The organism is Halonotius aquaticus (assembly GCF_003605575.1).
Taxonomy (GTDB): Archaea; Halobacteriota; Halobacteria; order Halobacteriales; family Haloferacaceae; genus Halonotius; species Halonotius aquaticus.
Genome location: NZ_QKNY01000006.1, coordinates 20,568 through 45,101, shown reverse-complemented (window position 1 = coordinate 45,101; position 24,534 = coordinate 20,568). Strand labels below are relative to the sequence as shown.

The following is a 24,534-nucleotide window of genomic DNA, read 5'->3' as shown; positions in this document are numbered from 1 at the left end:
GCAACGGTGAAAACTCCCCTGTGTTGGAGCGAGTACAATCACAACCACTACCACCCCCCACCGTCTTCCCTCGCGCATGCAACTTGGTGTGATCGGCCTTGGCCGGATGGGACAGATCGTTGTTGATCGCACACTCGACGGCGGCCACGACGTGGTCGCCTTCGATCTCGACGACGACGCGGTCGCAACGGCAGCCGACGCGGGGGCAACGCCAGCCGACTCGATCGCCGACTTCGTCGAGCAACTCGGCGCGGACAAACGGATCTGGCTGATGGTGCCGGCCGGCAAAGCGGTCGATGCAACCCTCAACGACCTTGATCCACACCTCACCGAGGACGACGTGGTCGTCGACGGCGGCAACTCCAAGTTCCAGCGATCGGTCGACCGCGCCGACGCCTGTTCGGCGGCCTACCTCGACTGTGGCACCAGCGGCGGGCCCGCGGGCGCAGAGGTTGGCTTCTCGCTGATGATCGGCGGCCCCGAGTGGGCCTACGAGGAACTCACCCCTGTTTTCGATGCGGTCGCCACCGGCCCGGAGGGCCACGACCGAATGGGCCCATCCGGCGCGGGCCACTACGTGAAGATGGTGCACAACGGCGTTGAGTACGCGCTGATGCAGGCCTACGGAGAGGGCTTTGAGCTGTTGGCCAACGGCCGCTACGACCTCGATATGGAGTCGATCGCGCGAACCTGGAACAACGGCGCGGTGATCCGCTCGTGGCTGCTTGAGCTCTGTGAGGAAGCCTTCATCGAGGAGGGCAACGACCTCGGCGACGTCGCCGACCACGTCGCTGGCGGCTCGACAGGCACCTGGACGGTGCAGGAATCACTCGAACAGGAGGTACCGGTGCCACTCATCTACCAAGCTCTTGCCGAGCGGTTCGACAGCCGCAACGAGGGGCGATTCTCCCGGCGGTTGGCCAACCGGCTCCGATACGGGTTCGGGCGACATCATGTCGCTCGCAACGAATAAGCGTCACAGACGCACACCGACACACGCAGGCGGAACCTCGTAAGGTAATTAACCCCCGATTCCTAACGCCTCAATATGGTTGATCTTGTGGCGTTTGGCATCGCTGCAGCCCTGACGGGGATGTTCGTCGTGCTGCACTTTGCCAATGGAACCGAATGGGAGGCAAACCCCGATATCTCCCAGGAGATCCTTGAGAAGCGCGCAGCGGCAGTGCCGGAGACCAGCTTCCCTGAGCCGATGAACCGATCGATCGGCGGCGGTGGCGGCGCGGTCGCCATCGAAGGCGGTGCCGAAACAGGCGAAGACGGCGAACTTGAAGAGGCCGAGCCGGAAGAACAGAGCCCCGCGGAGATGCCCGAAGACGAGATTGAGTACCACGAGATCGAACTCGCCAAACAGGGCGAAACGATCGAGGTCGCCAGCAACGAGACGATCCTCGACAAGGCCGAAGACGAAGGGTTCGACCTCCCGTATGCCTGCCGACAGGGGCAGTGTGTCTCCTGTGCGGGCCACATCGAAGACGGCCCCGCCGAGGATCACGTGATCCACTACGAGCAGGAAACGTTCACCGACGAGGAAATGGAAGAGGGCTACACGCTGACCTGTGTGGCCTACCCCATTGCGGACTTCACGCTCGAAACCGGCGAAGCACCGTAGCGACCGGGCGTCGCCGCAGGGATTTCGATCGACGATCGGGTTTTGTTGCTGATTTCACGCTCGACAGCACAGCGTACCAACAGTGGCGATACAGGCGGTCGACCGCGACCGACGCACAACCCCGTGGTGTTTAATTACCGGCGTAGCGGTCTTCTCGTATGGACGACGCCACCCGTTCAACCCTCGAAGATCTCCCGCCGAGCGCGAAGCTGGTCTACAAAACGCTCGAATACGAGGGGCCGTTGACGCAGGGTGACCTCGCAACCGAATCGTTGCTCCCCTCCCGTACTGTTCGCTACGCGCTGACAACGCTGGCCGACGATGACCTCATCGAGGAGCGGCTCCACATTCAGGACGCCCGCAAACGGCTCTACTCGCTGGTCACCGAGGAGCCCGCCGCCACAACCAACCTTGCGATCAACGAACCGAGCTGAGTCGACACGCTAACGGTTTTCTCACCGCCGCCCGTACGCTGGCTATGGAACTGGTGTCAGTCGCCGCCATCGCCGACAACCGTGTGATCGGTGACGACGGCGAGCTCCCGTGGCCGTCGATCCCAGCCGACAAACAGCAGTACCGCGAGCGGATCGCCACCGATCCTGTCATTTTGGGGCGGGTCACCTTCGAATCAATGCTGGACGACCTCCCGGGCGCAGCCCAGATCGTTCTCAGCCGAAGCGAGCAAGAATTTGATGTGCCGACTGCTCACCACGCTGGCGGCGTCGACGACGCGGTCGCTGTCGCCGAGGCGTTGGATGCGGAGACGGTCTACGTGATCGGTGGTGCGGTGATCTACGACCTGTTTCAACCACACATCGACCGGATGGTGTTGAGCCGGGTGGCCGGCGAGTACGACGGCGACGCGTTCTATCCCGTGTGGGACGACGCGAACTGGCAGCTCGAATCGACGACCGAATACGACCGCTTCCGACTGGAGGAGTGGGTTCGCGTTGCCGGCGCAGAACGCGAGTAAGCAGCGGCCGCCGTTACACTCAAATCGCTTGACAGCATAGTTACGACTGTTATGCCGGCAGTCGAACTCGACGAAGCAACCATCGAGCGACTCGACGCCCTCCGCATCGACAACGAATCCTACGACGAGATTGTCACCGAGCTCATCAACATCTACGAAAGCGAGGGGCTCACGCTCTCCTTCGGTGACGATAGGGTCGAATAACCCCCACGGCCGCGCGCCGACGGTTAGACTGCCTCGGCTTCGAGCGGCGAGTCAGCCTCGAAGGCGGCGGACTCGGCATCGACTTCGTCGAAGGCCTGCTCGAAGTGGTTGGCAGTCAGGTAGATCTCGTCAACCGGCGTTTCGTCGTCGGTGTCGGCGGCGGTGACGTGGTCGCGGACGGCAACCGTGGCCGCCTCCCGGCAGACGGCTTCGATGTCCGCGCCGACATAGCCCTCGGTGCGGGCGGCCAGATCGTCGAGATCGACATCGTCGGCCAGCGGCTTGTTGCGGGTGTGAATATCGAAGATCTCACGGCGGGCGTCCTCATCGGGATCAGCAACCTCGATGTGGCGATCCAGCCGGCCGGGCCGCAGTAGTGCGTCGTCGATCAGCTCGGGCCGGTTGGTCGTGGCGATGACGACCACGTCCTCCAACTCTTCGAGGCCGTCGAGTTCCGTCAGGAGTTGGCTGACGACGCGCTCGCCGACGTTGGTGTCGCCGGCCGTCACGGCGTGGTCGGTGAGCTGCTCGCGGATATGCGAGCTGAGATCGCCGCGAACGCCCACCGCGTCGGGGAGGGCGACGCGGACACGCTCGGCGGGTGCCACATCGGTCGGTTCGACGGTTACTTGATTGTCGATGCTGACGTTGGCCGCAGCCCGGAGCTGGCCGTCAATGCGGATGATCCCCCGTCCCGCGTCGCCGGAGTCACTCGGCCAGACGCGGGCGACCGCGCGGCCGCCGTCCCGTCCCTCGATCGCGACGAAGTCGCCGCTGGAGACACCGAGGTCGCCGAGGGCCTCGCGGTCGATGACGGCCATGCCACTGCCGGGGTCGCGGTTTTTGAGCTGTTTGACGCTGAGTTGCATGGCTGACCTCCAGCGTGTAAAAACGAAATACCGAGTCGGTGTTCGATCGGACGGCGCCGCTTACGCCTCTACCTCGATCTCGGTGCCTGAGACGGCCGCACCCGTCTCGACGGGCAGCCGAACCTCAAGGATCCCGTTGTTGTACTCGGCGGCGATCGCCTCGTCGTCGACATCCTTGGGGAAGCGGAACCGCCGGTGGTAGGTTCGTCGCTGTCCGCGCTGTTCGTCCTCGTGTTCGGCGGCGACGTTCAGCACGCCGCTGTCCCACGAGGCGGTGATCTCCGCGGGGTCGAACCCCGGGAGCTCGATGGAGAGGACGAACTCGCCGTCCTCCTCAAACAGTTCGTAGTCGTTACCGCTACGTTCGAACAATCGGCTCGGTACGTCGAGGCCTTGTCGCCAGGAACTGGTCGGTGCTCGGATCAGTGCCATGGCTTTTCACCTCAGTGCAGTCGATGATTGTTGGCGGTTCGTAATAAATCTTAAAATTCATGGTGGGTTGTAACGTGACACAAACCCACACGATCCTGACTGCCGGCGACCCCCTTCGTTACCCATAAGCGGCGGCGATGGCATACCCGAGTATGGAGTATCACGAGGCGGTGGACTTCCTCTTTGACCTCCGCCGGTTTCAGGTGCGGCCGGGCATCGAGTCGGCGGCCGCGTTGCGGTCGGAGCTCGGCGACCCCGGGAGCGACATCCGGTTCGTGCAGGTCGCCGGCTCCAACGGGAAAGGCAGCACGGCGAAGCTGACCGAGTCCGTGCTGCGGGAAGCCGGCTACTCAGTCGGCCTCTACACCTCGCCACACCTCGAAACGCTGAACGAGCGGATTCAGGTCGACGGCCGGCCGATCACCGACCACGCGATTACTGAGTTCGTCGAGCAGGTCAAACCGTGGCTGATCGACCGTGCTGCCGACGGCGAGCCGCTGACGTTTTTCGAAGTTGTCACCCTACTCGGGATCTGGTATTTCGATCAGCAGGACGTCGACGTCGCCGTCCTCGAAGTCGGTCTCGGCGGCGAGTTCGATGCAACCAGCGTCATCGATCCCATCGCCAGCTGCGTGACGACCATCTCCTTGGAGCATACGAGCGTCTTAGGGGATACCATCGAGGAGATCGCGGCGACGAAAGCGGCAGTCGCCCCCGACGACGGAACGCCGCTGGTAACCGGGACGACCGGTGACGCGCTTGCGACGCTTCGAGCCGACGCAGGCGACGTGTTGACGATCGGCACCGACGGAACAACAGACGTGACCGTCGGCTACGATGGTCGCGTGACCACAACGGAATCACAGATCTCGGTGTCGATACCGGGCGACAGAGATACTGAGAGCAGCGGTGACGGAACCACCAGATTCCCAGCACCGTTTGCCGACGGGCTGAATTGTTCGGCCCGACTCGCATTACTCGGCGAACACCAAGCCCTCAACGCCGGGATCGCAACGACGCTGGCCGGGCAAGTCGTCGAAACGTTCGACGAGGATGGCGACGACACAGCCGCCACCCTCGGCACCGAAACCCTCCGGCGGGGACTTCGCAACGCTCACTGGCCCGGTCGATTTGAGGTGCTGGAAACGGAGCCGCTGACCGTCTTCGATGGCGCGCACAACGCCGACGCCATCGAGAAGGTCGCCGAGACGCTGTCGACCTTCGAGTACGACGACCTGCATATCGTCTTCGGCGCGATGCACGACAAGCCCCACGCCGAGATGATCGCCGCGCTGCCGACACCAACCTCGGTGATCACCTGTCGCCCAAATCTCGACCGCGCCGAAGATCCGGCCGTCCTGGCCCGCTGTTTCGAAACCGAGGGCATCGAATCGGTGACCGCAGGCGAGGCGGTCGCCGACGCCGTCAGCGAGGCTGAAACGCGGGTCGGCCCCGACGACTGCCTGCTCGTCACAGGATCGCTGTTTGCGGTCGGCGAGGCCCGATCGGCGGTGACGCGACTCGATATCCCAAAACGCGTCGACGACACCGCGACAGCGACCGATGTGTTGGACGGGATTCACGCAACAGCCGGTGACATCGACAGCGGCCACGAGAAGACAGTCCACCGAACGATCGCGACCCGTGTTGACGACAGACAGGCGGCCATCCTCCGCGAGCAGTTCGCAGCGCTCGGCGGCAACTGCGTCGCTTCGGGCGTTACAACACCGGGCGAACGCCACGAGCTCGTCCTCTCGGGGACACTCGCCGAGTTCCGTGCGTTGACAACCCAACTCGCTGACTGCGGTGTCGGCCTCCCGACGATCGCGGCTGACCTCCGCGAGCAGTTGGGCCTCACTGCCGAGTCCACTGCCACCGCGACATCGACCGAGCACAGACCGTGGGATGACGGCACCGCAGTCATGGGGATTCTCAACGTCACGCCCGACAGCTTCTACGACGGCGGCGATTTCTTTGATCAAGATGCGGCCATCGAAGGAGCAAGAGCACTCGTCGATGCGGGAGCAGATATCATCGACATCGGCGGCGAGAGTACGCGTCCCGGCGCGGAGCCAGTGAGCGTTGCGGAAGAAATCGACCGCGTCGTACCGGTCATCGAGGCCGTCTCGGAACTGGACGTTGCTATCTCCGTCGACACCCGGAAAGCCGCGGTTGCGGAGGCCGCGCTCGATGCCGGTGCTGATATCGTCAACGACGTAACCGGGCTTGACGATTCGGCGATGCGGGAGTTGGTCGCCGACCGCGAGGTGCCGGTGATCCTCATGCACTCGATCGACGCACCGGTCGTCCCCGACAAGGAGATCGATTACGACGACGTGGTTGAGGATATTCTCGCTGTCCTCAACGAGCGACTGATACTTGCCGAAAAAGCCGGTATCCCCCGCGAGCGGATCATCGTCGATCCCGGCCTCGGCTTTGGGAAAACAAGTGCTGAAAGCTTCGAACTTCTGGATCGCCTCGGCGAGTTTGATGCACTCGGCTGCCCCGTTCTCGTCGGCCACTCCCGGAAATCCATGTTCAGCAAAATCGACAGTGAGCCCGACGACCGGCGTGACGCGACGGTCGCGGCGACCGCCCTAGCCGCCGAGCGCGGGGCCGATATCGTTCGCGTCCACGATGTCGCCGAGAACCGATCCGCGGTTGACGTCGTGGCTGCGCTCGACGATCCTGATTCAATCGGGGGGTAACTATCGCGGGGCCACAGGTTTATCGGCTGGCGGTACCCGAACCATGCCAATGACACCGGAGCCAGTCAGCGTCGGTATCGTCGGCCTCGGGGGAATCGCCGCCCACCACGCCGAGATCCTTGCCGACCACGACGCCGACCTCGTTGGCGGCGTCGACGTCGACGAAACCGCCCGCCGGGAGTTTAACGCCGAATGGTCAGTTCCAACGTACGACACCCTGGAGCCACTGCTCGATGACGCTGCGGCTATCTTCGTCACAACGCCGAACAAATACCACGAGGAGTATGCAACCGCCGCATTGGCGGCTGGCTGTGACGTACTGATCGAAAAACCGCTCGCCCACACACTCGATAGCGCGAAGCGGATCGCGGCGGCGGCCGCCGACGCTGAGGGGTTCTGTATGGTCGGCTTCAACAACCGGTTTGCCGCCCCGATCGACGTCCTCACCAGCTACCGCGCGGCGGGTCGGTTCGGGGAGATCACCCACATCGAGGCGAACTACGTGCGGCGACGCGGCATCCCCGGTCGTGGATCATGGTTTACCTCGGCGGAGATCGCCGGCGGCGGCGCAATCATCGACATCGGCGTCCATGCCATCGACCTCGCGTTATCAGTGCTTGACTTCCCTGAGATCACCGAGGTCTCGGCGACAACACGGGCGGAGTTCGGCACCCGCGAAGAGTACACCTATCTCCACATGTGGGGCGACGACGAGGGCCCCGATGCCTTCGATGTTGAGGATGCCGCTAGCGCGTTCATCCGCACCGCTGACGACCGCACTATCTCCCTAGAGGTCGCGTGGGCGACTAACCGACCGCGAACCGACGAGTTCGTGTTTCGCGGTACCGACGCCGGCGCAGTTTATGACCGAAAAGCCGATTCGCTCACCCTCTATGAGGCAGACACAACCGGGCAAGAACACCTTACCGAAACAACCGTCGAAACCCGCGACAGCAACACGCATGCAGCCGAGGTTGGCTACTTCCTTGAGCACGTCCGGGAGGGAGAAGCACCGACAACAAACACGGTCGAACAGGGGGTAGCCGTCCAGCGGGTGATCGACGCGATTTATCGCTCTGCGGACGCGGGCCACGCCGTCGGGCTTGAATGAGGGTGAGACTGGCCGGCACTGTACCGCGCTGGCGGGCGAACTGTTATTCGGCTGGTCGCTGTTGAATCGATCATGTTACAACAACGCACATCGCGGCAGATCACCCGCCAGCTACGCGGTGAGCACGATGACTGATCCGCTGCGGATCGGAATGCTCGGCTATGGGTTCATGGGTCGCGCTCATGCCAACGCCATCGCCCGCCTTCCGATGTTCGTCCCCGAAGCGCCAGCGACAGAACGGCACACGCTGATCGGCCGCGACGAGGCCGCGCTCAGCGAGGCCGCCGATCGACTCGGCTTCGAGCACACAGCGACCGACTGGCGGGCCGTCATCGACGACGTGGACGTGCTGTACAATCTCGGGCCGAATCACCTCCACGCCGAGCCATCGATCGCCGCTCTCAACACTGACACAGCCGTGCTCTGTGAGAAGCCGCTGGCGGCGACGCTGGCCGACGCTGAGGCGATGACCGAGGCCGCAGACGAGGCGACGGTTCCGGCGGGCTGTGGCTTCAACTATCGCTTTGTCCCGGCGATCCAGTACGCCAAGGAGTTGATCGATCGCGGCGAACTCGGCGAGATTCGGCAGTTCCGCGGGCGGTATCTACAGGACTGGCTCGTCGATCCCGAGGCACCCTGGACGTGGCGGATGGACAGCGACGCCGCAGGCTCCGGTGCGCTCGGTGATCTGGGAGCGCACACGATCGACCTCGCACGGTTCCTCATCGGCGACCACACCGGCGGTATCGACCGCATCACCGGCCAGCGACAGACGTTCGTTGACGAACGGCCAATCTACGCCGACGACGGCGAGACCGTCGCCGAGTATCGGCCGGTCAGCGTCGACGACGCCTACACCGCCGAAGCCGTCTTCGCCAACGGGGCGACCGCTAGCTTCGAAGCCTCCCGGGTCGCCGCCGGCCACAAAAATGACCACACCATCACAATCCACGGCACGGAGGGAAGTCTACGCTTTTCGCTCGAACGGCTCAACGAACTGGCGGTGCTGACCGGTGACAACCGCGGCTACGAGACGGTGTTGGTAACCGAGGAGAGCGACCCCTATCTGGACGCCTGGTGGCCGCCGGGCCACGTCCTCGGGTGGGAACACACCTTCGTCCACGAGAGCGCGGCCTTCCTCTCGGCGGTCGCCGACAAGACGACGTTTCAGCCATCGTTTGCCGACGGCTATGCCGTCCAGCGCGTCCTCGATGCCATCGAGCGTGCCGACACCACGGGGGAATGGATCAACCTTGATACCGGATCGATGCCCGGGGATGACTGACCGAAACGACTTTTCGGGTCGCCGGTATCCCTCCGGGTATGTCCAGCGTCAATGATCTCGAACTGGTGTTGACCGTGGTGATGGGGGTTATCATGGCAGGGGTGCTGGTGTCGGCCGGCTATCTCACGGTGCCGAGTTCGATCACCTTCGTCTCGATGGTGCTGATCGGATTTATTGCCATGCGTGTGGTCCGTGGCCGCAAATGGAGTTGGCGGTAAGCGGAGTCGATACTGATCCCGTATACGATGTATTATCGCTGACTGACAACTAAGCGAGACAATTCCGTCGTCGATATCACTCGAAGTCACGAATGGATAGCCACCAACGGATCGAGACGCTGTACGCGCTGTCGCTTGCGATCACCCCCGAGGAGACACTCGAAGCAACAGCGGTGACCGCACTGGACGCGTATCTAGACCACCTCGACTGTTCGGTCGGCGCGGTCTTCGAGCGGCACGACACGGACGAGTATCGGCTCGTCGACCCGGATGCGGCCGTCGGAACGGACGACCCGCTGTATGACGCCGCCGAAAAGCGGCTGGCTGGGTGGGCTGCCACCGACGAGGAGCACCGGGCGTCGCTGCCGATCACCGGAACGGTCGACGACGATGGATACTACTGGCTGTTTGACCTGCCTGAGTTCGGCGTGCTGTTACTCGCTCGGCGTGGCGAGCCGCTCGATGACGCGATGCTAACGGGGGTAACGCCGCTCAACGAACAGCTGGCAACAGCCTGCAGCACCAAGCAGGTCAAAACGACGCTAAGCGATGCACGCCGGCGGTTTGAGGCCCTGTTCACGACGATCGACGAGCCGATGGTCACCGTCGTTGTCAGCGAAACGGGCTGTGAGATCGGCCGCACGAACGCGGCATTCACAGCGACGTTCGGCCAGCCGACAGCCCCAGCCGACGGGATTGATCCAACCGACCCGGCCCCTGACAGCGACCCCGACCGGCTGATCGAGATCGAATCACGCCTACGGGATGGCCATCCAGTAACCGAGGCGGTGCGCCGACAGACACCAACCGGAACGGGCGAGTTTCTCCTGCGCGGCGTGCCGGTGCGGACGCCACAAGGCCAGGAAATCTTCCTGCTGTATGTCGATATCACCGAGGAACGACGCCGCCAGCGGACGTTAGCATCACTCTCCGAGGAGTCAGCGGCGATCCTGACCAGCGAGGATCAGGCGACAGCCTGCGACCGAACGGTGGCAACAATGGTATCGGTACTCGATGTGGCGGTCGCCGAGATTCACCGTTACGACCGCGGTACCGACACACTACAGCCGGCAGCAACAACCGCAACGGAGCCGATATTTGTCGATACCGACCCGGACGGCGACTCGCCGCTGTGGGCAACGTACGATGGGACACCCCATCGGATCGACGCGCTGTCCGATGCCGACACGACGCTCCGCTGTGACGACGAGACGATCGAAAGTGTGCTGTTGCTGCCGCTGGGCGATCACGGCGTCGTCATCGTCGGCGACGACCGACCGGAGAGCTTCGACGAAACGGCCCGACAGTTGGGGCAACTGCTGGCGGCCTTCGGTCGCATCGCGTTGACCCGGACAGAACGCGTCCAGAGCCTTGAGGCGATCCAGTCGATCACCCAAGACGCTGTCACCGCCGCCAGCGTCGATGAGATGGTCGAGAGAGTCGTCGATCAACTCCCGACAGCGACCAACTTCCCGACCGCGGGGATCTGGCGAGCCGACCCCGCCACGGATCGACTCGAACCGATCGGCGCGACCGGACGCGCCGCGGAGCTTATCGGGACGCATCCGACGTTCGAACCCGGAAACAGTATCGCCTGGAAAGCCTACGAGGCGGGTGAAACGCGGCTGGTCTCGGATGTGCGGGAGCACCCAGAGGCCTACAACGAAGACAGCGTGATCCGCTCTGAGGCGATCACGCCGATCGGCGAGTTCGGCGTGTTGATCCCGGCGGCGATGCGCCCGCAGAACATTACGACTGCTGATCAAAAGATCGCCGAAACGCTGGCCTCAAGCCTTGAAACAGCGATCGAGCTGATCGAGAACCGACGAGATCTCGAGCTCCTGGAGGCCGTCATCGACCGCGTGCTCCGGCACAATCTACGGACGGATCTCAGTGTGATCAAATCCCGAACCCAACAGCTCGCCGAGGCCTGTGATGACGCCGCATTCACCGACCGCATATTGGCCCACGCCGAGGGGCTTGAGGCGACCGCCGAAAACGCCCGGACGATGCGATCGGTCGTCCAAAGCCGGAATGACCGCCGGGAGCTCCCGGTCGAGACGGTCATCGACGACGCGATCACGGCGGCCCCTGACCCACCAGCCGACGTGGATCTCGTCGTCGATATCGACACCACGGCAGCCGTCATTGCGCATCCAAAGCTCCCGACAGCGATCACCCACCTCATCGAGAACGCACTGGAACACGCGGTGCAGGATGGCGGGGAGATCCGGGTGACAGCCACAGCCGACGACGAGGTACAGATCACCGTCGCCGACGACGGCCCGGGGATCCCGACAAACGAGCTTGCGGTCATCGACCAAGCGGATGAATCCACGCTCAGCCACGCCAGCGGCGTCGGCCTCTGGCTCATCGACCGGATCGTCACCTACTCCGACGGTGTGTTTGCTGTCGATATCGACGGCGGGACGATCGCACAGATCACCCTACAGCGCGCATAGCGACGGCGCTCTCACCACGCCTGCCAACCATAGATTCATTCATCCGGTTTCCCAATTCCCAGCCAACAACCCATGAGCAAACCAACGCCGTCCAAGCGGTCGCGGCCGGAGCCAGCCGCCGATCCGCGAAGCAACTACGACTACCGGAGCAGTGAGATCGACGACCCGGGCCTCGTCGCCGACCTCGATGCCCTCGTCGATGGTGAGGTTCGCTTCGACAGCTACACCCGAAACCTGTATGCGACCGACGCCAGCGCGTACCACCAACTCCCGATCGGCGTCGTCGTCCCGACCTCGACGGCCGACGTGCAGGCGGTCATGACGTACTGCGCCGACAACGACATCCCGGTGCTCCCCCGCGGCGGCGGCACCAGCCTCGCCGGTCAAACCGTCAACGAGGCTGTCGTCCTCGATTTTAAAAAGCAGATGGACGGCGTCGTCGACATCGATCCCGACGCCGAAACTGTGACCGCACAGCCGGGGATCACGCTCGCCCGGCTGAACGACAAACTGGAATCCCACGGCCTCAAATACGCTCCAGATCCCGCGTGGGGCGACAAGAGCGTGCTGGGCGGCTGTATCGGCAACAACTCCACCGGCGCGCACTCGCTGAAATACGAGAAGGCCGACGGCTATCTCGAAGCCTGCGAGGTCGTGCTGGCCGATGGCACGGTAACAACATTCGACTGGATGGAGGTTGACGCCCTCCACGACCGCGCCGAGGCCGCCGCGAGCGACGACGACCCGAGCATCGAAGACCAAGTCTACGCCGTCGTCAGCGACATTCTCCGTAATCACCGCGATGAGATCGAGTCTCGCTACCCGGATCTCATGCGCAACGTCTCGGGGTACAATCTCGACAAACTGATCGCCGACGCCGAGGAACACGGCGCGGTTAACGTTGGTCGCCTGCTGGCCGGCAGCGAAGGCACGCTCGGCATCGTCACCGAGGCGACCGTCTCGCTGGAGCCGATTCCCAACGAGACGGCAGTCGTCATGCTGACCTACGACGACGTGCTCGACGCGATGGAGGACGTAGCTCCGATCCTCGAACACGACCCCGCGGCCGTTGAAGTAATGGACGACGTCTTCCTCGATCTCGCTGCCGACCGCCCGGAGTTTGCCGATGTGGTCGATATTCTCCCCGACGGCACAGATTCGACGCTGCTCGTCGAGTTCTATGCCGATTCGGTTGCTGACGGGAAACAGAAAGTCGCCGACCTACTCGCTGACCGCCTGCCGGGCGTTGCTGCGGCGGTCGCGCCCAGCGACGACGCAGGATCGACGACGACCGACGAGACCTACGCTGTCGACGCCCTGGAAGCCTACGACGCCGACCGCCAGACCAAATTCTGGAAGATGCGGAAGGCCGGCCTCCCCATTTTGTTGTCGCGGACGAGCGACGCGAAACACTGGCCGTTCATCGAAGACACCGCGGTTCCTGCCGAGAACCTCCCCGAATACGTCGCCGACATCCAGACGCTCTTCGAGGAGTACGACACCTTCGCCTCCTACTACGCCCACGCTGGTCCCGGTGTGCTCCACATCCGCCCGCTGCTGGATCTCAAAGCCGACGACGGCATCGAAACGATGTACGAGATCTGCGACGACGTGACCGATCTCGTCATCGAGTACGGCGGCTCGGTGTCGGGCGAACACGGCGACGGCCGCGCGCGGACGACATGGAACGAGAAGCTCTACGGCGACGAGATCTGGTCGTTGTTCCAGCGACTCAAAGCCGCCTTCGATCCCGACGACCTGCTCAACCCCGGCAACGTCAGCGGCGACGCCGACCCGACCGAAAATCTTCGATATGACGCTGACTACGAGTTTGATGCCGATTTTGAGCCAACGCTCAACTGGGACAACGAAAATGGGTTTCAGGGGATGGCCGAACTCTGTCACGGCTGTGCAGGCTGTACCGGCCATCAGGATACCACAGGCGGCGTCATGTGCCCAACCTACCGGGCGACAGAAAACGAAGAGATCACCTCGACTCGTGGCCGCGCGAACATGCTCCGGCGGGCGATGAGCGGCGAGCTCCCTGACGACGTATTTACCGATGAGTTCAGCCACGAGGTGCTGGATCTCTGTATTGGCTGTAAGGGCTGTAAGCGAGACTGCCCCAGCGGCGTCGATATGGCGAAGCTGAAAACCGAGGTTGCTCACGAACGCCATCAGCGCGAGGGCGTCGGCCTCCGCGACAAACTCTTCGCCAACGTCGAAACGCTGTACAGCCTCGGGAGCACGTTTGCCCCGCTGTCGAACCTGGCGACGAAGCTTCCCGGCAGCGGCCTGCTCGCCGAGAAGACGCTCGGCATCGCCCGCGAGCGCGAGCTACCGACGTTCAGCCGCACCACCCTACAAGAGTGGGATCGAAACCGAACGCCAGCTGTCAGCGAACGCGAGGCCGACCACAAGGCCTTGCTGATCGCCGATCCCTACACGAACTACACCCAGCCCGACGTGGGCAAAGCCGCGGTTCAAGTGCTCGAAGCCGCCGGCGTCCATGTCGCCATCGCCGACGAGGTGACTGACAGCGGGCGACCGGCGCACTCGAAGGGGCTGCTTGAGCAGTCGAAAGCGACCGCCGAGGCCAACGTCGAGGTGTTAGCCGACCGTGTCGCCGACGGCTGGGAGCTTGTCAGCGTCGAACCCAGCGACGCGGTGATGTATCAGGAAGATTATCTCGATCTGCTGTCCGGCGATGCGGTCGAGGCCGTCGCCGACAACACCTACAGCGTGTTAGAGTATATCGACACCTTCCGGCTGGACGAGGCCATCGACACGGCGGGCGAGGAGACCCTGTCGTATCACGGCCACTGCCACCAGACTGCCGCCAGCCGAGAGCACCACGCGGTCGGCGTGCTCCGGCGAGCAGGTTACGAGGTCGACGTTCTCGATACCACCTGCTGTGGGATGGCCGGCTCTTTCGGCTACGAGGCCGAACACTACTCGATGAGCCAGGCGATCGGCCGCCTGTTGTTCGACGCCGTCGACGACTCGCCGGGCAACACAGTCGTCGCGCCGGGTACCTCCTGTCGCTCACAACTCGGTGACACTGACCGGTACGACGGCAAACCGCCACACCCCATCGAGAAGGTCGCTGACGCGCTCCAGTAGACTGCTGTCGGTCGCTTCTGGTCGTCACCGAGAGAGACACCTGTGTGATATTATCTGCAACAGTCGGTTTTTCATTGTTTTGGAATGGACGCACAATATTAATACGATGGAGATCAAAGGTGTAGGTGTAACGATGAGTACATCTATCGAACCGACCACGACCGTCGATGCACGCGGCGCGACCTGTCCCGGCCCGCTGATGGATCTGATCGGCGCGATCCGCGACGGGGAATCGGGCGATGTCGTGCGACTCCTCAGCGACGCCGAGCAGTCACGCACCGACGTGCCCGAGTGGGTCGAGGAGGCCGGCAACACGCTACACGAGATCGAAGAGCACGACGACTACACGGCGTTCTACGTGGAGAAAGCATGACCGACGACATCGTCATCATCGGCGGCGGTACCGGTGGGGCCGTGCTTGCCAACGACCTTGCGGAGCGACTCGACGACGAGATCGATGCCGGCGAGGTACGCGTCCGACTCCTCAACGACGGCCCAGATCACGTCTACAAGCCCGTCTGGCTATACGTCCCGTTCGGCAAGCGTGAGCCGGCCGACGGGCGGCGACCACTCCGAGAACTGATCGACAACCGCATCGAGATCGAAGACACCCGAGTCACCGAGATCGATACCGACGCCAAGCAGCTCCAGACGACCACGGACGCAACGCCCATCGGCTACGACCACCTCGTTGTCGGCACCGGCTCGACGCTGGCGTCCGACGAGGTACCCGGCCTGCAGGAGGGCGGCCACGACTTCTACAGCGAGGACGGCTCGCTGGCACTCCGCGAGGAACTGCTGTCGTTCACCGAAGGCCACCTCGTGTTGAGCGTCATCGGCAGCCCGCACATGTGCCCGGCCGCGCCGCTGGAGTTCTCGTTTATGACCGACGACTGGTTCCGCAAACGCGGGCTTCGAGAGGACATCGAGATCACCTACACCTACCCGATCCAGCGCGTCCACGGCAACGCCCAGATCGCCGAATGGGCCCGGCCGCTGCTCGAAGAACGCGACATCACCATTGAGACGTTCTTCAACGCCGAATCGGTCGAGCCGGATGAGGGCGTACTCACGTCCATGGAGGGAACCGAGCTCGACTACGACCTGCTGGTGGCGATCCCACCCCACCGTGGGGTCGACATCATCGAGGATGCCGGGCTCGGCGACCGCGGCTGGGTCGATGTCGACAAACACACGCTGGAGGCCGAACACGCCGAGGACGTCTACGCGCTTGGCGATGCGGCCGCAACCGGCGTTCCGAAAGCTGGGAGCGTCGCCCACTACCAGGCTGGCACAATCGGACAGCGACTTGCCAGCGAGGTACGCGGCCAAGTACCGACAGCGGCATACGACGGCAAGACGATCTGCTTCATTGAGACGGGGATGGATTCGGCCTCCTTCGTCGAGTTCGACTACCAGAACCCGCCGTCACCGATCGCGCCATCACAGTCGATTCACTGGTCGAAGCTCGCCTACAACGAATCCTACTGGCTCACCGCACGGGGGTTGATCTGAGATGAGCGACGCCGAGACAGAGTCGGCTACCGTCGACGACAACGGCGAGGCCGATGAGGCCAGCAGCGACGATGCTGATGACGCCATCAACGTCGATACCGACGGTGTCAGCGACGATGAAGCACTGGAAGCCGCTATCGCAGAGAACCCCGAGGCGGTAGCCGACTTCGTCCGGCGACTCGATGCAGTTAACGAACTGCTCGATGTCGTCACCCTCGGTGAGGCCGCGATGACCGACGAGATGGTCGTCGAACTCACCGGCACCGCCGAGACGTTGGCAGCCTCCGCCGACGGCGTTGCGACCGATGAAACCATCAGACTGGCCGAAACAGTCGGCGAAAACGGCGACGACCTCACCGACGCGCTGGAGACGGTGTTGGAGCTACAGCGAGACGGCACGCTCGATGATCTCGCCGAGCTTGGCAACGTCGCCGGGCTCGCCAACGCGGCACTGACCGATGAGATGGTTGTCTCGCTGGCCGGCACCGGCTCCTCACTCGGGGAGCTTGCCGACACCGCCAGCGACGACGACACCCGCGAGGGGCTCAAATCCCTCCTCGACAGCGTCGGCGCGGCTGAACAGGCCGATACCTCGTCTGTCGGGGCGATCGGACTCGCAAGGGGGTTCCGCGACCCGGAGATCAAACAGGGCTTGGGCTATCTGTTTGCGGTTGCCAAAGCTCTCGGCCAACAGCAAGACAAAGAAGACACGTAAGCCGGACAGCGGTTACAGCGCGTCGTCGGCGTCGTACTCCGCGGCCATCCGCGTCGCTTCGGTTTCGTAGCGTTCGCGGGTGTCGGGGTCGTCAACGACACCGAGGTTGTCAGCCGGCACCGTGAGACTGACCGGCGTCTCGCGGTGGTCGCCGCTGAAACTCGTCAGCGCGCGCTCTTTGCGGAAATCCTGTCGGCCGTCGGGCGTGGCGTACGTGAGGATGATCAGGTTCTGTTCGTCATCCGAGTAGGTGCGCTCGACGAGCCAGACGCGCGTTTCGGCAGCCATTATACTGTCTCTAGGGCCGCGAGCACTGAATCGATTTCGGCGGCCGTCGAAACCGCATGCACCGACACGCGGATCGCATCGGGGTGTGGCAGCGACCGGATGACGATCCCCTCCTCGGCGAACCGCTCGACGGTTGCCTCGGGATCGTCGACGGCGATCGACACCAGCCCAGATTCGTGGGCCTGTGGGCTCAACAGGGCCTCGTCGTCGATGCCGGCTTTCAGTCGGTCAGTTAGCGTCTCGATCCGATCGGCGATCCGCTCGACGCCGACCGATTCGATGGCATCGATCGCCTCGATCAGGCCGGCGTGGGGGCCCGGCGAGGTGGTGCCGATCTCGAAGCGTTTCGCGCCGGGTTCGTAGGTCAACTCGGCGGCCGTCGGCTCGGTGACGCTGCGGTAGCCGACCGCGCCCGGTACCATGGTGTCGGCGACTTCTCGGTCTACATAGAGAAAGCCCGACCCCCACGGCCCGAGCAGCCATTTGTGGCCCGCCGCGGCCACAGCATCAGCCCCCCACTCCTGAACGTCCATCGGGAGCTCGCCAGGCACCTGCACCGCATCGACGAGGGTGAACGCGCCGGCCTCGGCGGCGATATCGACCAGCTCGGCAACAGGCAGTTGTGTGCCATGTGTCCACGTCACCGCGCTGAAACAGACGAGCCGCGCGTCGGCGACGGCCTCGGTGTAGGCGTCGATATCGACGCGGCCGTCGGTGGTCTCGACGACGCGCACCTCGACACCCTGCGCTTCGAGTTGTTGCCACGGCAGCGTGCCGGCCGGATGTTCCAGGTCGGTGCGGACGACCACGTCGCCGGGGTCGAAGTCGATTGCGGTGGCGATCCGGTTGATCCCGTCGGTCGTGCTTTCGGTGAGGGCGACCTCCTCGGGCTCGGCCCGGATGAACTCGGCGACGCGCTCGCGGGCGCGGTCGTAGCCCGCAAAGGCGGTCGTGTAGGGGTCGTCGGTGCCGGAGTTGAACTCGTGGTCGGCGACGGCGTCGCTGACCGCCTCAACAACATACTCCGGGCTCGGCCCGTGGGCCCCGAAGTTGAGATACGCCGACTCCTGTAACCCCGGCACGTCGGCACGGAGCTCTCGCGGTGTCATTGCTTACCACTCCGGGGAGCGGACGGAAAATCGTCGCGGCCGAGACAGCTCACCCCCACGGTGGTTAGACCGTGTAGCCAGTGATGGTATTTTCGAGCGCGTCGCCGGTTTGGGCACCGACCATGCGCTCGGCCTGCTCGCCGTCAGCATAGACCAACAGCGTCGGGATGCCCTGGACGCCGTGTTGGCTCGCCAACGCTTGGAACTGGTCGACATCGACCTTGAGTACCGCCGCCGCGGTGTCCTCGGCGAGGGCCTCGATCGTCGGCTCCATCATCTGACAGGGGCCACACCAGTCAGCGTAGAAATCGACGAGAACGGTATCATACCGCGAGACGATATCGGCGTACTCGTCGGCGTCGGTCAGGTGAATCGGTTCGGCTGGCGCAGCATCGGATTGTGAACTCATCACCACAGGATAGGAGCTATCGACGTAAAACTGTTTTGGGCTATTGCCACAATACTACAACACATATGATTAGCAATGACGCATTCTGTATAAAAGGCGCGATGCCGCGAAGGGTGTCGGTTACGTGCCGAGCCAGCCGCGAAGGCGGGCGGCCGCTTCGGCGGCAACCGCGCCGACCAATCCCCGCGGAGAAAGCCGTATCATCGACAGCGACGACACACGAGCCAGCAGGCCGCCGGTGCCATCCGGAACGTAGGTAGCAACCACCCGTTCACGAACCCGGATGACGGCCGGTGAGTTGAACACCAGGGGTGTCTCGTCCGGGAGTTCGTCCGTCTCGGGAAGCCAGTGGCCGGCTGTTGCGGTGACGTTTTGCTGGAGGTCGTATAGGGCGAACAGCCCGCCGAGGCTGTCGACATCGACGACAAGCATGCCGTCGGCGGTCGTGATCGACACGTCCGCGCGGTCGGACTGGAGGGTCAGATCCACCCCCACGACGAGTTGCTCGGGGGCCGATCCTGACTCGGCGTCGGTCACACTCGTTACTCGTCGTTTTCGCTTGTTCGGATCGTCAGCGTCCCATCAAGCCGCCAGCGAGCGTGGTTTGCATCGTCGCCAACCCGATCGGGCACATCGACCTGCATGTCCTCGAACTCGTAGGCGATCTCGGCGCCGCGGCCCGTCAGTCGCTCGTAGAGTCCGATCGCCAGTTCCGGCCACGTTCGCGTCTCGTCGATCTCGGTATCATCGGATGCCATTGTATCCCTATACACGGTCGGCAACGGCATAGTGCTTCCGGCGATCACCGCCGGGCGAATGTCAGATAGCCCGTGTGGCCGACGCCGGCCGTCGAGGGCCGCGTCCCCCGGTCGTCGACGGTGAGTTCCCGCTGGATCGTCTCGACGGTCTCGATATCAGCCAGTCCAGCCGCCTCGGCAGCCTCGACGCTCGCCCGTGAGTTCTCGACGAACGGTGAGTAGACGGCAAGATAGCCGCCGTAGGCGAGCAGATCAGCCGCGTCGGCAACGACTTCGGGAGCATCCTCGGTATCGAGCGTCAGGAGGTCGAACGGCTCGCCGTCGGCAAGCACATCGATTTCCTCGGTGATGTCGCCAGTGCGTACCTCAACGGTGTCGTCGACGCCAGCGACAGCCATGTTGTCGCGGGCAACCTCGGCGAACTCGGCGTCCTGCTCGTAGGTCGTCACCTCGGCTCCGAGCCGGCCGAGATACGCAGCGAGAATACCAGTTCCGGTGCCGGCGTCGAGCACGCGGTCGCCGGCTGACGCGCCCGTATGGCCGATCACGAGGCCGATATCTCGCGGCATCATCGGCGCGCCGGTGCGTTCGAGATGGTTGAACAGGTCGGGGCCGCGGAGTTCGCGGGCGCGGAACGCCTCACCGAGATGCGTCTCCAGCGTGTCACCAGATTCCACGTCTTCGGGGATCTCGACGACGCCGAGGTCGGTGTGGAGTTCGTCGCCCGGTTCCCGGAGATACTCTCGGTCGCCGTGAACGAGGAGGATCACTCCAGGCGGCTGATCGCTGCGGCAGGTTCGCCGTCCTCGGCTTCAAGTGCCTCTCGGGCCTCGCTGGGCGAGACGCCGGTCTGAGAGGCGACGAGCTTGATATCGGATTCGGGGATCTCGTCGTCAGCCTCGCCACCACTATCGTCGCCGGCGTCGCTGCCGGCGTTACCGCTTTCGACGGCACCGGCCGCACCCGAGGCTTCCTGTCGGTCGGGTTCGCCGACGATCTGGTAGGTTTGGGTTCCCTGGGCGTCCATTCGGGTGATCTCCGGGGCCTCAAAGACGAGTTGTTCGCCGTCGTTCGTCGTGATCGTGACCGACTCAGCGTCGATCTCGGTCACGTCGATCCCCATCTGTTCCATCATCTGTTGCATCTTCCGCGGATTCATACCGCCGCCTCCAAACATGCCTCGCCCTTCTGGTGGCGGCAGCAAAAGCATGGCGAAGCGGGCTGCCAGGAGGGCATGCGTGCCACTGGGATCTCATCGCGTCGCCAACGGATTTTAACAGGGGTCGCCGTCTCTGTCGAGGCATGTTTGATGAGGACGATCTCGAAGCGATCCGCGAGGCGAAAGCCGACTGGGAGGCCGAGACGGCCGGCCCGACGCTGGATCGGTTCGGCGAGCGCGAGGAGACGTTCACCACCGACACCGGTGGCCAGGCGGTCAAGCGGCTCTATACACCCGACGACATTGCTGACCTCGACTACGAGGACGATATCGGCTTTCCGGGCGAGGAACCATACACGCGCGGCGTCTACTCCACGATGCACCGCGGGCGGCTGTGGACGATGCGGCAGTACGCGGGGATGGGCACCGCAAGCGAAACCAACGAGCGGTTCAACTACCTGATCGACCAAGGCTCCTCGGGGCTCTCGATGGCGTTCGATCTCCCGACGCAGATGGGCTACGATTCCGACGCGGCGATGGCCGCCGGCGAGGTCGGCAAGGCCGGCGTCGCCATCGACACGCTCGCGGATTTCGAGACCGTTTTTGATGGGATTCCGCTCGACGAGGTCTCGACGAGCATGACAATCAACGCCCCCGCAGTCGTGCTGCTGGCGATGTATATCGCCGTCGGCGACAAGCAGGGCGTTGACCGCTCGGAGTTGCGCGGGACGATTCAAAACGACATCATGAAGGAGTATATCGCTCGCAACCTCTTCATCTACCCGCCGGAGCCGTCGATGCGGTTGATCACAGATACCTTCGAATTCGCGGCCGAGGCGGTGCCAAATTTCAACACGATCTCGATTTCAGGCTATCACATTCGGGAGGCGGGGTCGACTGCGGCCCAAGAAATCGCCTTCACGCTCGCCAACGGGATCGAGTACGTCGAGGCCGCCATCGACGCCGGCCAGGACGTCGACGAGTTCGCGCCGCAGCTCTCTTTCTTTTTCAACGCTCACAACAACATCTTCGAGGAGGTCGCCAAGTTCCGGGCGGCCCGCCGGCTGTGGGCGCGGATCATGGACGAGCGATTTGGGGCTGAGAATCCAAAATCCAAACAGCTAAAATTCCACACCCAGACCGGCGGCTCGACGCTGACAGCCCAACAGATCGAGAACAACGTCGTTCGTGTCGGCTATCAGGCGCTCGCGGCGGTGCTGGGTGGGACACAGAGCCTGCATACGAATGGGAAGGATGAGGCCCTCTCGCTGCCGACCGAGCAGTCGGTGCGAACCGCGCTCCGTACCCAGCAGATCCTCGCCCACGAATCCGGCGTCGCCGACACGATCGACCCGCTGGCCGGCAGCTACTACGTCGAATCGCTGACCGATGAGGTCGAAGCCGAGGCCCGCGAGATCATCGACGACATCGACGACCGCGGCGGGATGTTGCGGGCGGTGGATGCGGGCTACATCCAACAGGAGATCCAGGATGTCGCCTTCGAGCGTCAACAGGAGATCGAGGCGGGCGAGCGGATCATCGTCGGCGTCAACGAGTTCGAGGTCGATGATGACCCCGAGATGGATCTCGAATCCGTCGACGAGGAAGACGAACAACGACAGATCGAGCAGCTAGAGGAGGTGAAGGCCGAGCGCGACGACGACGCTGTCGACGAGGCACTCGATGCGGTGGCCGCGGCGGCAGCCGGCGACGACAACGTGTTGCCGCCGGTGATCGAGGCGGTGAAAGCCTACGCGACCGTCCAAGAGATCTGTGACGTGTTCCGCGAGGAGTTTGGCGAATACCAACCCGGCGTCTGATGACACCGATCGGTTTCGACACCGGGTGGCCAGCCGCGTCAGCCACCAACTCCACAAACACAAACGACGATTACGGTATACGAATTTCTGTACAGTAACGAATACTATTTTTCCGAAAAGAAAGACATTTGTATCGCTTATTCAACTATTAGTCGTGTTTTATTAGCCATTGGTCGCAATACGCTGGTGAACTCAACCAGCCGACATGGTTGCCAAGATGATGACAATGAGAGGAGGAACACAGTGACCGCCTATCCACGCACCGACGGCATGAATCGCTTCAAGCGACTATTCAACGAACTCAACGAGGCTGTCGTGGAGTTCGAACTGGTCGACGGCGATCCGGTCATCGTCCAGGCCAACGCGACGTTTGCCGACACCTTCGGCCACGGTACCGAGTCATTAAGCGGCGTCTCGCTCAACGACCTCATCGTCCCGAGCGATCGCCGCGAGGAGGCCAAACAGTTCGATCAGCAGACCGCCGCCGGCGAGTCAAACGCCGCGGTCGTCGAACGGGTGACCGCTGACGGTCGCCGGCAGTTTGTCTATCGGAGCGTCCCGATCCGGAAGGGCCACGGGTTTGCGATCTACACCGACGTGACCGCGGAACTCCGTCGGGAACGCCACCTCGATGTCCTCCAGCGCGTCCTCAGACACAATCTCCGCAACGACGTGAACGTGATCGCCGGGCAAGCAGAGAAGATCAGCGACCTGACCGACGACGAGGAGATACAGGCGGCCGCCGACGCAATCAGCGACACCGCAAGCGGGCTGGCCCGACTCAGCGAGGAGGCCAAAACCGTCCAGCGGGTGCTCGGAGAGTCGCCAACGCTGGAGCCAACCGATATCACAGCCATCATCGATCGGGTCGTCACAGCCTGCAGCGAGGAGTTCCCGGCCGCTGCGATCACGACCGACTGCCCGACAGCCCTGCTCGTTGCCGCCGACGCCAGCCTCCGGGTGCTCGTCGAAAGCCTCGTTGACAACGCGATTCGGCACAATACAGCCGCGACACCAACGGTGACAGTAACCGCCCGCGTTGTCGACGACGCCACCGCCGAGTTGATCATCGCCGACAACGGGCCGGGGATTCCGGCGACGGAACGAGAGGTCGTGACCGGCAACCAGGAGATCACCCCACTCCACCACGGCAGCGGGCTCGGCCTCTGGTTGGTGCGGTGGATCACGGATCGCTACGGCGCCGAGTTAACGATCGAAACACCCGAAAGCGGCGGGACGACCGTCCGGATCGCCTTCGATCGCGCGCTGATCAGCGCGTAACGCGCTGGATCGACGGCCCCGCTGGCACCGCCATCGACCGCCCGACTTTATGCAGCTCTCACCGCAACACTCGGCATGGACTTTCATCACGCCGGGATCGCCACCGACGATGCCGACACCCTCGCCGATCGCTACGCCGCGCTGTTCGACGCGTCGATCGTCCACGAGGAGCGATTCGACGGGATGGCGGTCAGCTTTCTTGACCTCGGCTCGGGGTATTTTGAACTCTTAGAACCACGCGAGGACGGGCCGATCGCCCGCTATCTCGACAGCCACGGCTCTGGGATCCACCACCTCGCACTCAGCACCGCCGATATCGAGGCCGCCCTGACGCGGGCTGCCGAGCAGGGTATCGATCGCATCGACGAGGAACCACGCCCCGGCGCGTGGGGCCATGAGGTCGCGTTTCTCCACCCCTCATCGACGGGCGGCGTGTTGATCGAGTTTGTCGCCGACTGACCGGCC

25 protein-coding genes and 2 pseudogenes are annotated in these 24,534 nt (G+C 63.6%); 17 read left to right on the top strand and 10 right to left on the bottom strand.

The features are described from left to right. Positions 1-76: 76 nt before the first annotated feature. From gnd to DM826_RS12975, 5 genes are all read left to right on the top strand, one after another. Positions 77-973: a phosphogluconate dehydrogenase (NAD(+)-dependent, decarboxylating) gene (gnd, locus tag DM826_RS04400; RefSeq protein WP_120101889.1), complete on the top strand. Its 897-nt coding sequence runs from the start codon at positions 77-79 to the stop codon at positions 971-973. A gap of 75 nt (positions 974-1,048) precedes the next feature. Further along, complete coding sequence (locus tag DM826_RS04395) at positions 1,049-1,630, top strand: 2Fe-2S iron-sulfur cluster-binding protein (RefSeq protein ID WP_120101887.1); 582 nt, start codon at positions 1,049-1,051, stop codon at positions 1,628-1,630. 158 nt (positions 1,631-1,788) lie between these two features. After that, positions 1,789-2,064: a MarR family transcriptional regulator gene (locus DM826_RS04390; protein WP_120101884.1), complete on the top strand. Its 276-nt coding sequence runs from the start codon at positions 1,789-1,791 to the stop codon at positions 2,062-2,064. Between the two features lie 44 nt (positions 2,065-2,108). Then, positions 2,109-2,603, top strand: coding sequence for a dihydrofolate reductase (locus tag DM826_RS04385; RefSeq protein WP_120101883.1), 495 nt, complete (start codon positions 2,109-2,111; stop codon positions 2,601-2,603). 51 nt (positions 2,604-2,654) lie between these two features. After that, positions 2,655-2,807, top strand: a complete 153-nt coding sequence (locus DM826_RS12975) for a DUF7557 family protein (protein WP_165853246.1) — start codon at positions 2,655-2,657, stop codon at positions 2,805-2,807. Between the two features lie 23 nt (positions 2,808-2,830). Here DM826_RS12975 and DM826_RS13205 read toward each other — a convergent pair. The 3 genes and pseudogenes from DM826_RS13205 to DM826_RS04375 form a co-directional block, all read right to left on the bottom strand. Continuing rightward, a pseudogene (locus DM826_RS13205) lies at positions 2,831-3,307 on the bottom strand (AAA family ATPase); the annotation flags it as partial. A 120-nt stretch (positions 3,308-3,427) separates the two neighbouring features. Next, positions 3,428-3,676, bottom strand: a pseudogene (locus tag DM826_RS13275) (AAA family ATPase); the annotation flags it as partial. A gap of 60 nt (positions 3,677-3,736) precedes the next feature. Then, on the bottom strand, positions 3,737-4,108 hold the full coding sequence (locus DM826_RS04375) for an Hsp20/alpha crystallin family protein (RefSeq protein ID WP_394338539.1): 372 nt from the start codon (positions 4,106-4,108) through the stop codon (positions 3,737-3,739). Between the two features lie 152 nt (positions 4,109-4,260). Here DM826_RS04375 and folP point away from each other — a divergent pair, with 152 nt between their 5' ends. The 9 genes from folP (at position 4,261) to DM826_RS04330 (ending at position 17,245) form a co-directional block, all read left to right on the top strand. Next, positions 4,261-6,816: a dihydropteroate synthase gene (gene folP / locus DM826_RS04370; protein WP_120101879.1), complete on the top strand. Its 2,556-nt coding sequence runs from the start codon at positions 4,261-4,263 to the stop codon at positions 6,814-6,816. Between the two features lie 49 nt (positions 6,817-6,865). Further along, a complete protein-coding gene (locus DM826_RS04365) occupies positions 6,866-7,927 on the top strand; it encodes a Gfo/Idh/MocA family protein (RefSeq protein ID WP_120101877.1) in 1,062 nt (353 codons plus the stop codon). A gap of 127 nt (positions 7,928-8,054) precedes the next feature. Next, positions 8,055-9,212 carry a Gfo/Idh/MocA family protein gene (locus DM826_RS04360; protein ID WP_120101875.1) on the top strand — a complete coding sequence of 386 codons (1,158 nt, stop codon included), beginning with the start codon at positions 8,055-8,057 and terminating at the stop codon, positions 9,210-9,212. A 38-nt stretch (positions 9,213-9,250) separates the two neighbouring features. Beyond that, a complete protein-coding gene (locus tag DM826_RS04355) occupies positions 9,251-9,430 on the top strand; it encodes a hypothetical protein (protein WP_120101873.1) in 180 nt (59 codons plus the stop codon). 92 nt (positions 9,431-9,522) lie between these two features. Further along, positions 9,523-11,892 (top strand): PAS domain-containing sensor histidine kinase, encoded by a 2,370-nt coding sequence (locus DM826_RS04350; RefSeq protein ID WP_120101871.1) that lies wholly within the window; start codon positions 9,523-9,525, stop codon positions 11,890-11,892. A gap of 72 nt (positions 11,893-11,964) precedes the next feature. Next, on the top strand, positions 11,965-15,015 hold the full coding sequence (locus tag DM826_RS04345; protein ID WP_120101869.1) for an FAD-binding and (Fe-S)-binding domain-containing protein: 3,051 nt from the start codon (positions 11,965-11,967) through the stop codon (positions 15,013-15,015). Between the two features lie 133 nt (positions 15,016-15,148). Then, positions 15,149-15,388 carry a sulfurtransferase TusA family protein gene (locus DM826_RS04340; RefSeq protein WP_120102041.1) on the top strand — a complete coding sequence of 80 codons (240 nt, stop codon included), beginning with the start codon at positions 15,149-15,151 and terminating at the stop codon, positions 15,386-15,388. Further along, positions 15,385-16,530 (top strand): NAD(P)/FAD-dependent oxidoreductase, encoded by a 1,146-nt coding sequence (locus DM826_RS04335; RefSeq protein ID WP_120101867.1) that lies wholly within the window; start codon positions 15,385-15,387, stop codon positions 16,528-16,530. The genes DM826_RS04340 and DM826_RS04335 overlap by 4 nt, the downstream gene beginning before the upstream one ends. A gap of 1 nt (position 16,531) precedes the next feature. Beyond that, positions 16,532-17,245: a DUF1641 domain-containing protein gene (locus DM826_RS04330; protein ID WP_120101865.1), complete on the top strand. Its 714-nt coding sequence runs from the start codon at positions 16,532-16,534 to the stop codon at positions 17,243-17,245. Between the two features lie 12 nt (positions 17,246-17,257). Here the strand turns inward: DM826_RS04330 and DM826_RS04325 are convergent, their stop codons facing one another. The 7 genes from DM826_RS04325 to DM826_RS04295 form a co-directional block, all read right to left on the bottom strand. Beyond that, on the bottom strand, positions 17,258-17,533 hold the full coding sequence (locus DM826_RS04325) for a hypothetical protein (RefSeq protein ID WP_120101863.1): 276 nt from the start codon (positions 17,531-17,533) through the stop codon (positions 17,258-17,260). After that, the gene (locus DM826_RS04320; RefSeq protein ID WP_120101861.1) at positions 17,533-18,642 is read right to left on the bottom strand and encodes an aminotransferase class V-fold PLP-dependent enzyme; all 1,110 of its coding nucleotides are present in this window, start codon (positions 18,640-18,642) and stop codon (positions 17,533-17,535) included. Before DM826_RS04320 ends, DM826_RS04325 begins: the two co-directional genes overlap by 1 nt. A gap of 64 nt (positions 18,643-18,706) precedes the next feature. Continuing rightward, positions 18,707-19,051 carry a thioredoxin gene (trxA, locus tag DM826_RS04315; protein WP_120101859.1) on the bottom strand — a complete coding sequence of 115 codons (345 nt, stop codon included), beginning with the start codon at positions 19,049-19,051 and terminating at the stop codon, positions 18,707-18,709. A gap of 120 nt (positions 19,052-19,171) precedes the next feature. Further along, complete coding sequence (locus tag DM826_RS04310; protein WP_120101857.1) at positions 19,172-19,588, bottom strand: hypothetical protein; 417 nt, start codon at positions 19,586-19,588, stop codon at positions 19,172-19,174. 5 nt (positions 19,589-19,593) lie between these two features. Next, positions 19,594-19,809 (bottom strand): hypothetical protein, encoded by a 216-nt coding sequence (locus DM826_RS04305; protein WP_120101855.1) that lies wholly within the window; start codon positions 19,807-19,809, stop codon positions 19,594-19,596. 44 nt (positions 19,810-19,853) lie between these two features. Continuing rightward, complete coding sequence (locus tag DM826_RS04300) at positions 19,854-20,579, bottom strand: tRNA (adenine-N1)-methyltransferase (protein WP_120101853.1); 726 nt, start codon at positions 20,577-20,579, stop codon at positions 19,854-19,856. Then, positions 20,576-20,986: a nascent polypeptide-associated complex protein gene (locus tag DM826_RS04295; RefSeq protein ID WP_120101851.1), complete on the bottom strand. Its 411-nt coding sequence runs from the start codon at positions 20,984-20,986 to the stop codon at positions 20,576-20,578. The genes DM826_RS04300 and DM826_RS04295 overlap by 4 nt, the downstream gene beginning before the upstream one ends. A 125-nt stretch (positions 20,987-21,111) precedes the next feature. Between DM826_RS04295 and DM826_RS04290 the strand changes: the two genes are divergently transcribed. The 3 genes from DM826_RS04290 to mce all read left to right on the top strand — a co-directional run bounded on the left by DM826_RS04290 (position 21,112) and on the right by mce (position 24,528). Then, positions 21,112-22,788: an acyl-CoA mutase large subunit family protein gene (locus tag DM826_RS04290; protein WP_120101849.1), complete on the top strand. Its 1,677-nt coding sequence runs from the start codon at positions 21,112-21,114 to the stop codon at positions 22,786-22,788. 243 nt (positions 22,789-23,031) lie between these two features. Continuing rightward, on the top strand, positions 23,032-24,069 hold the full coding sequence (locus DM826_RS04285; protein WP_133304635.1) for a sensor histidine kinase: 1,038 nt from the start codon (positions 23,032-23,034) through the stop codon (positions 24,067-24,069). A 75-nt stretch (positions 24,070-24,144) separates the two neighbouring features. Next, positions 24,145-24,528: a methylmalonyl-CoA epimerase gene (gene mce, locus DM826_RS04280; RefSeq protein ID WP_120101845.1), complete on the top strand. Its 384-nt coding sequence runs from the start codon at positions 24,145-24,147 to the stop codon at positions 24,526-24,528. The last annotated feature ends 6 nt before the right edge of the window (positions 24,529-24,534 follow it).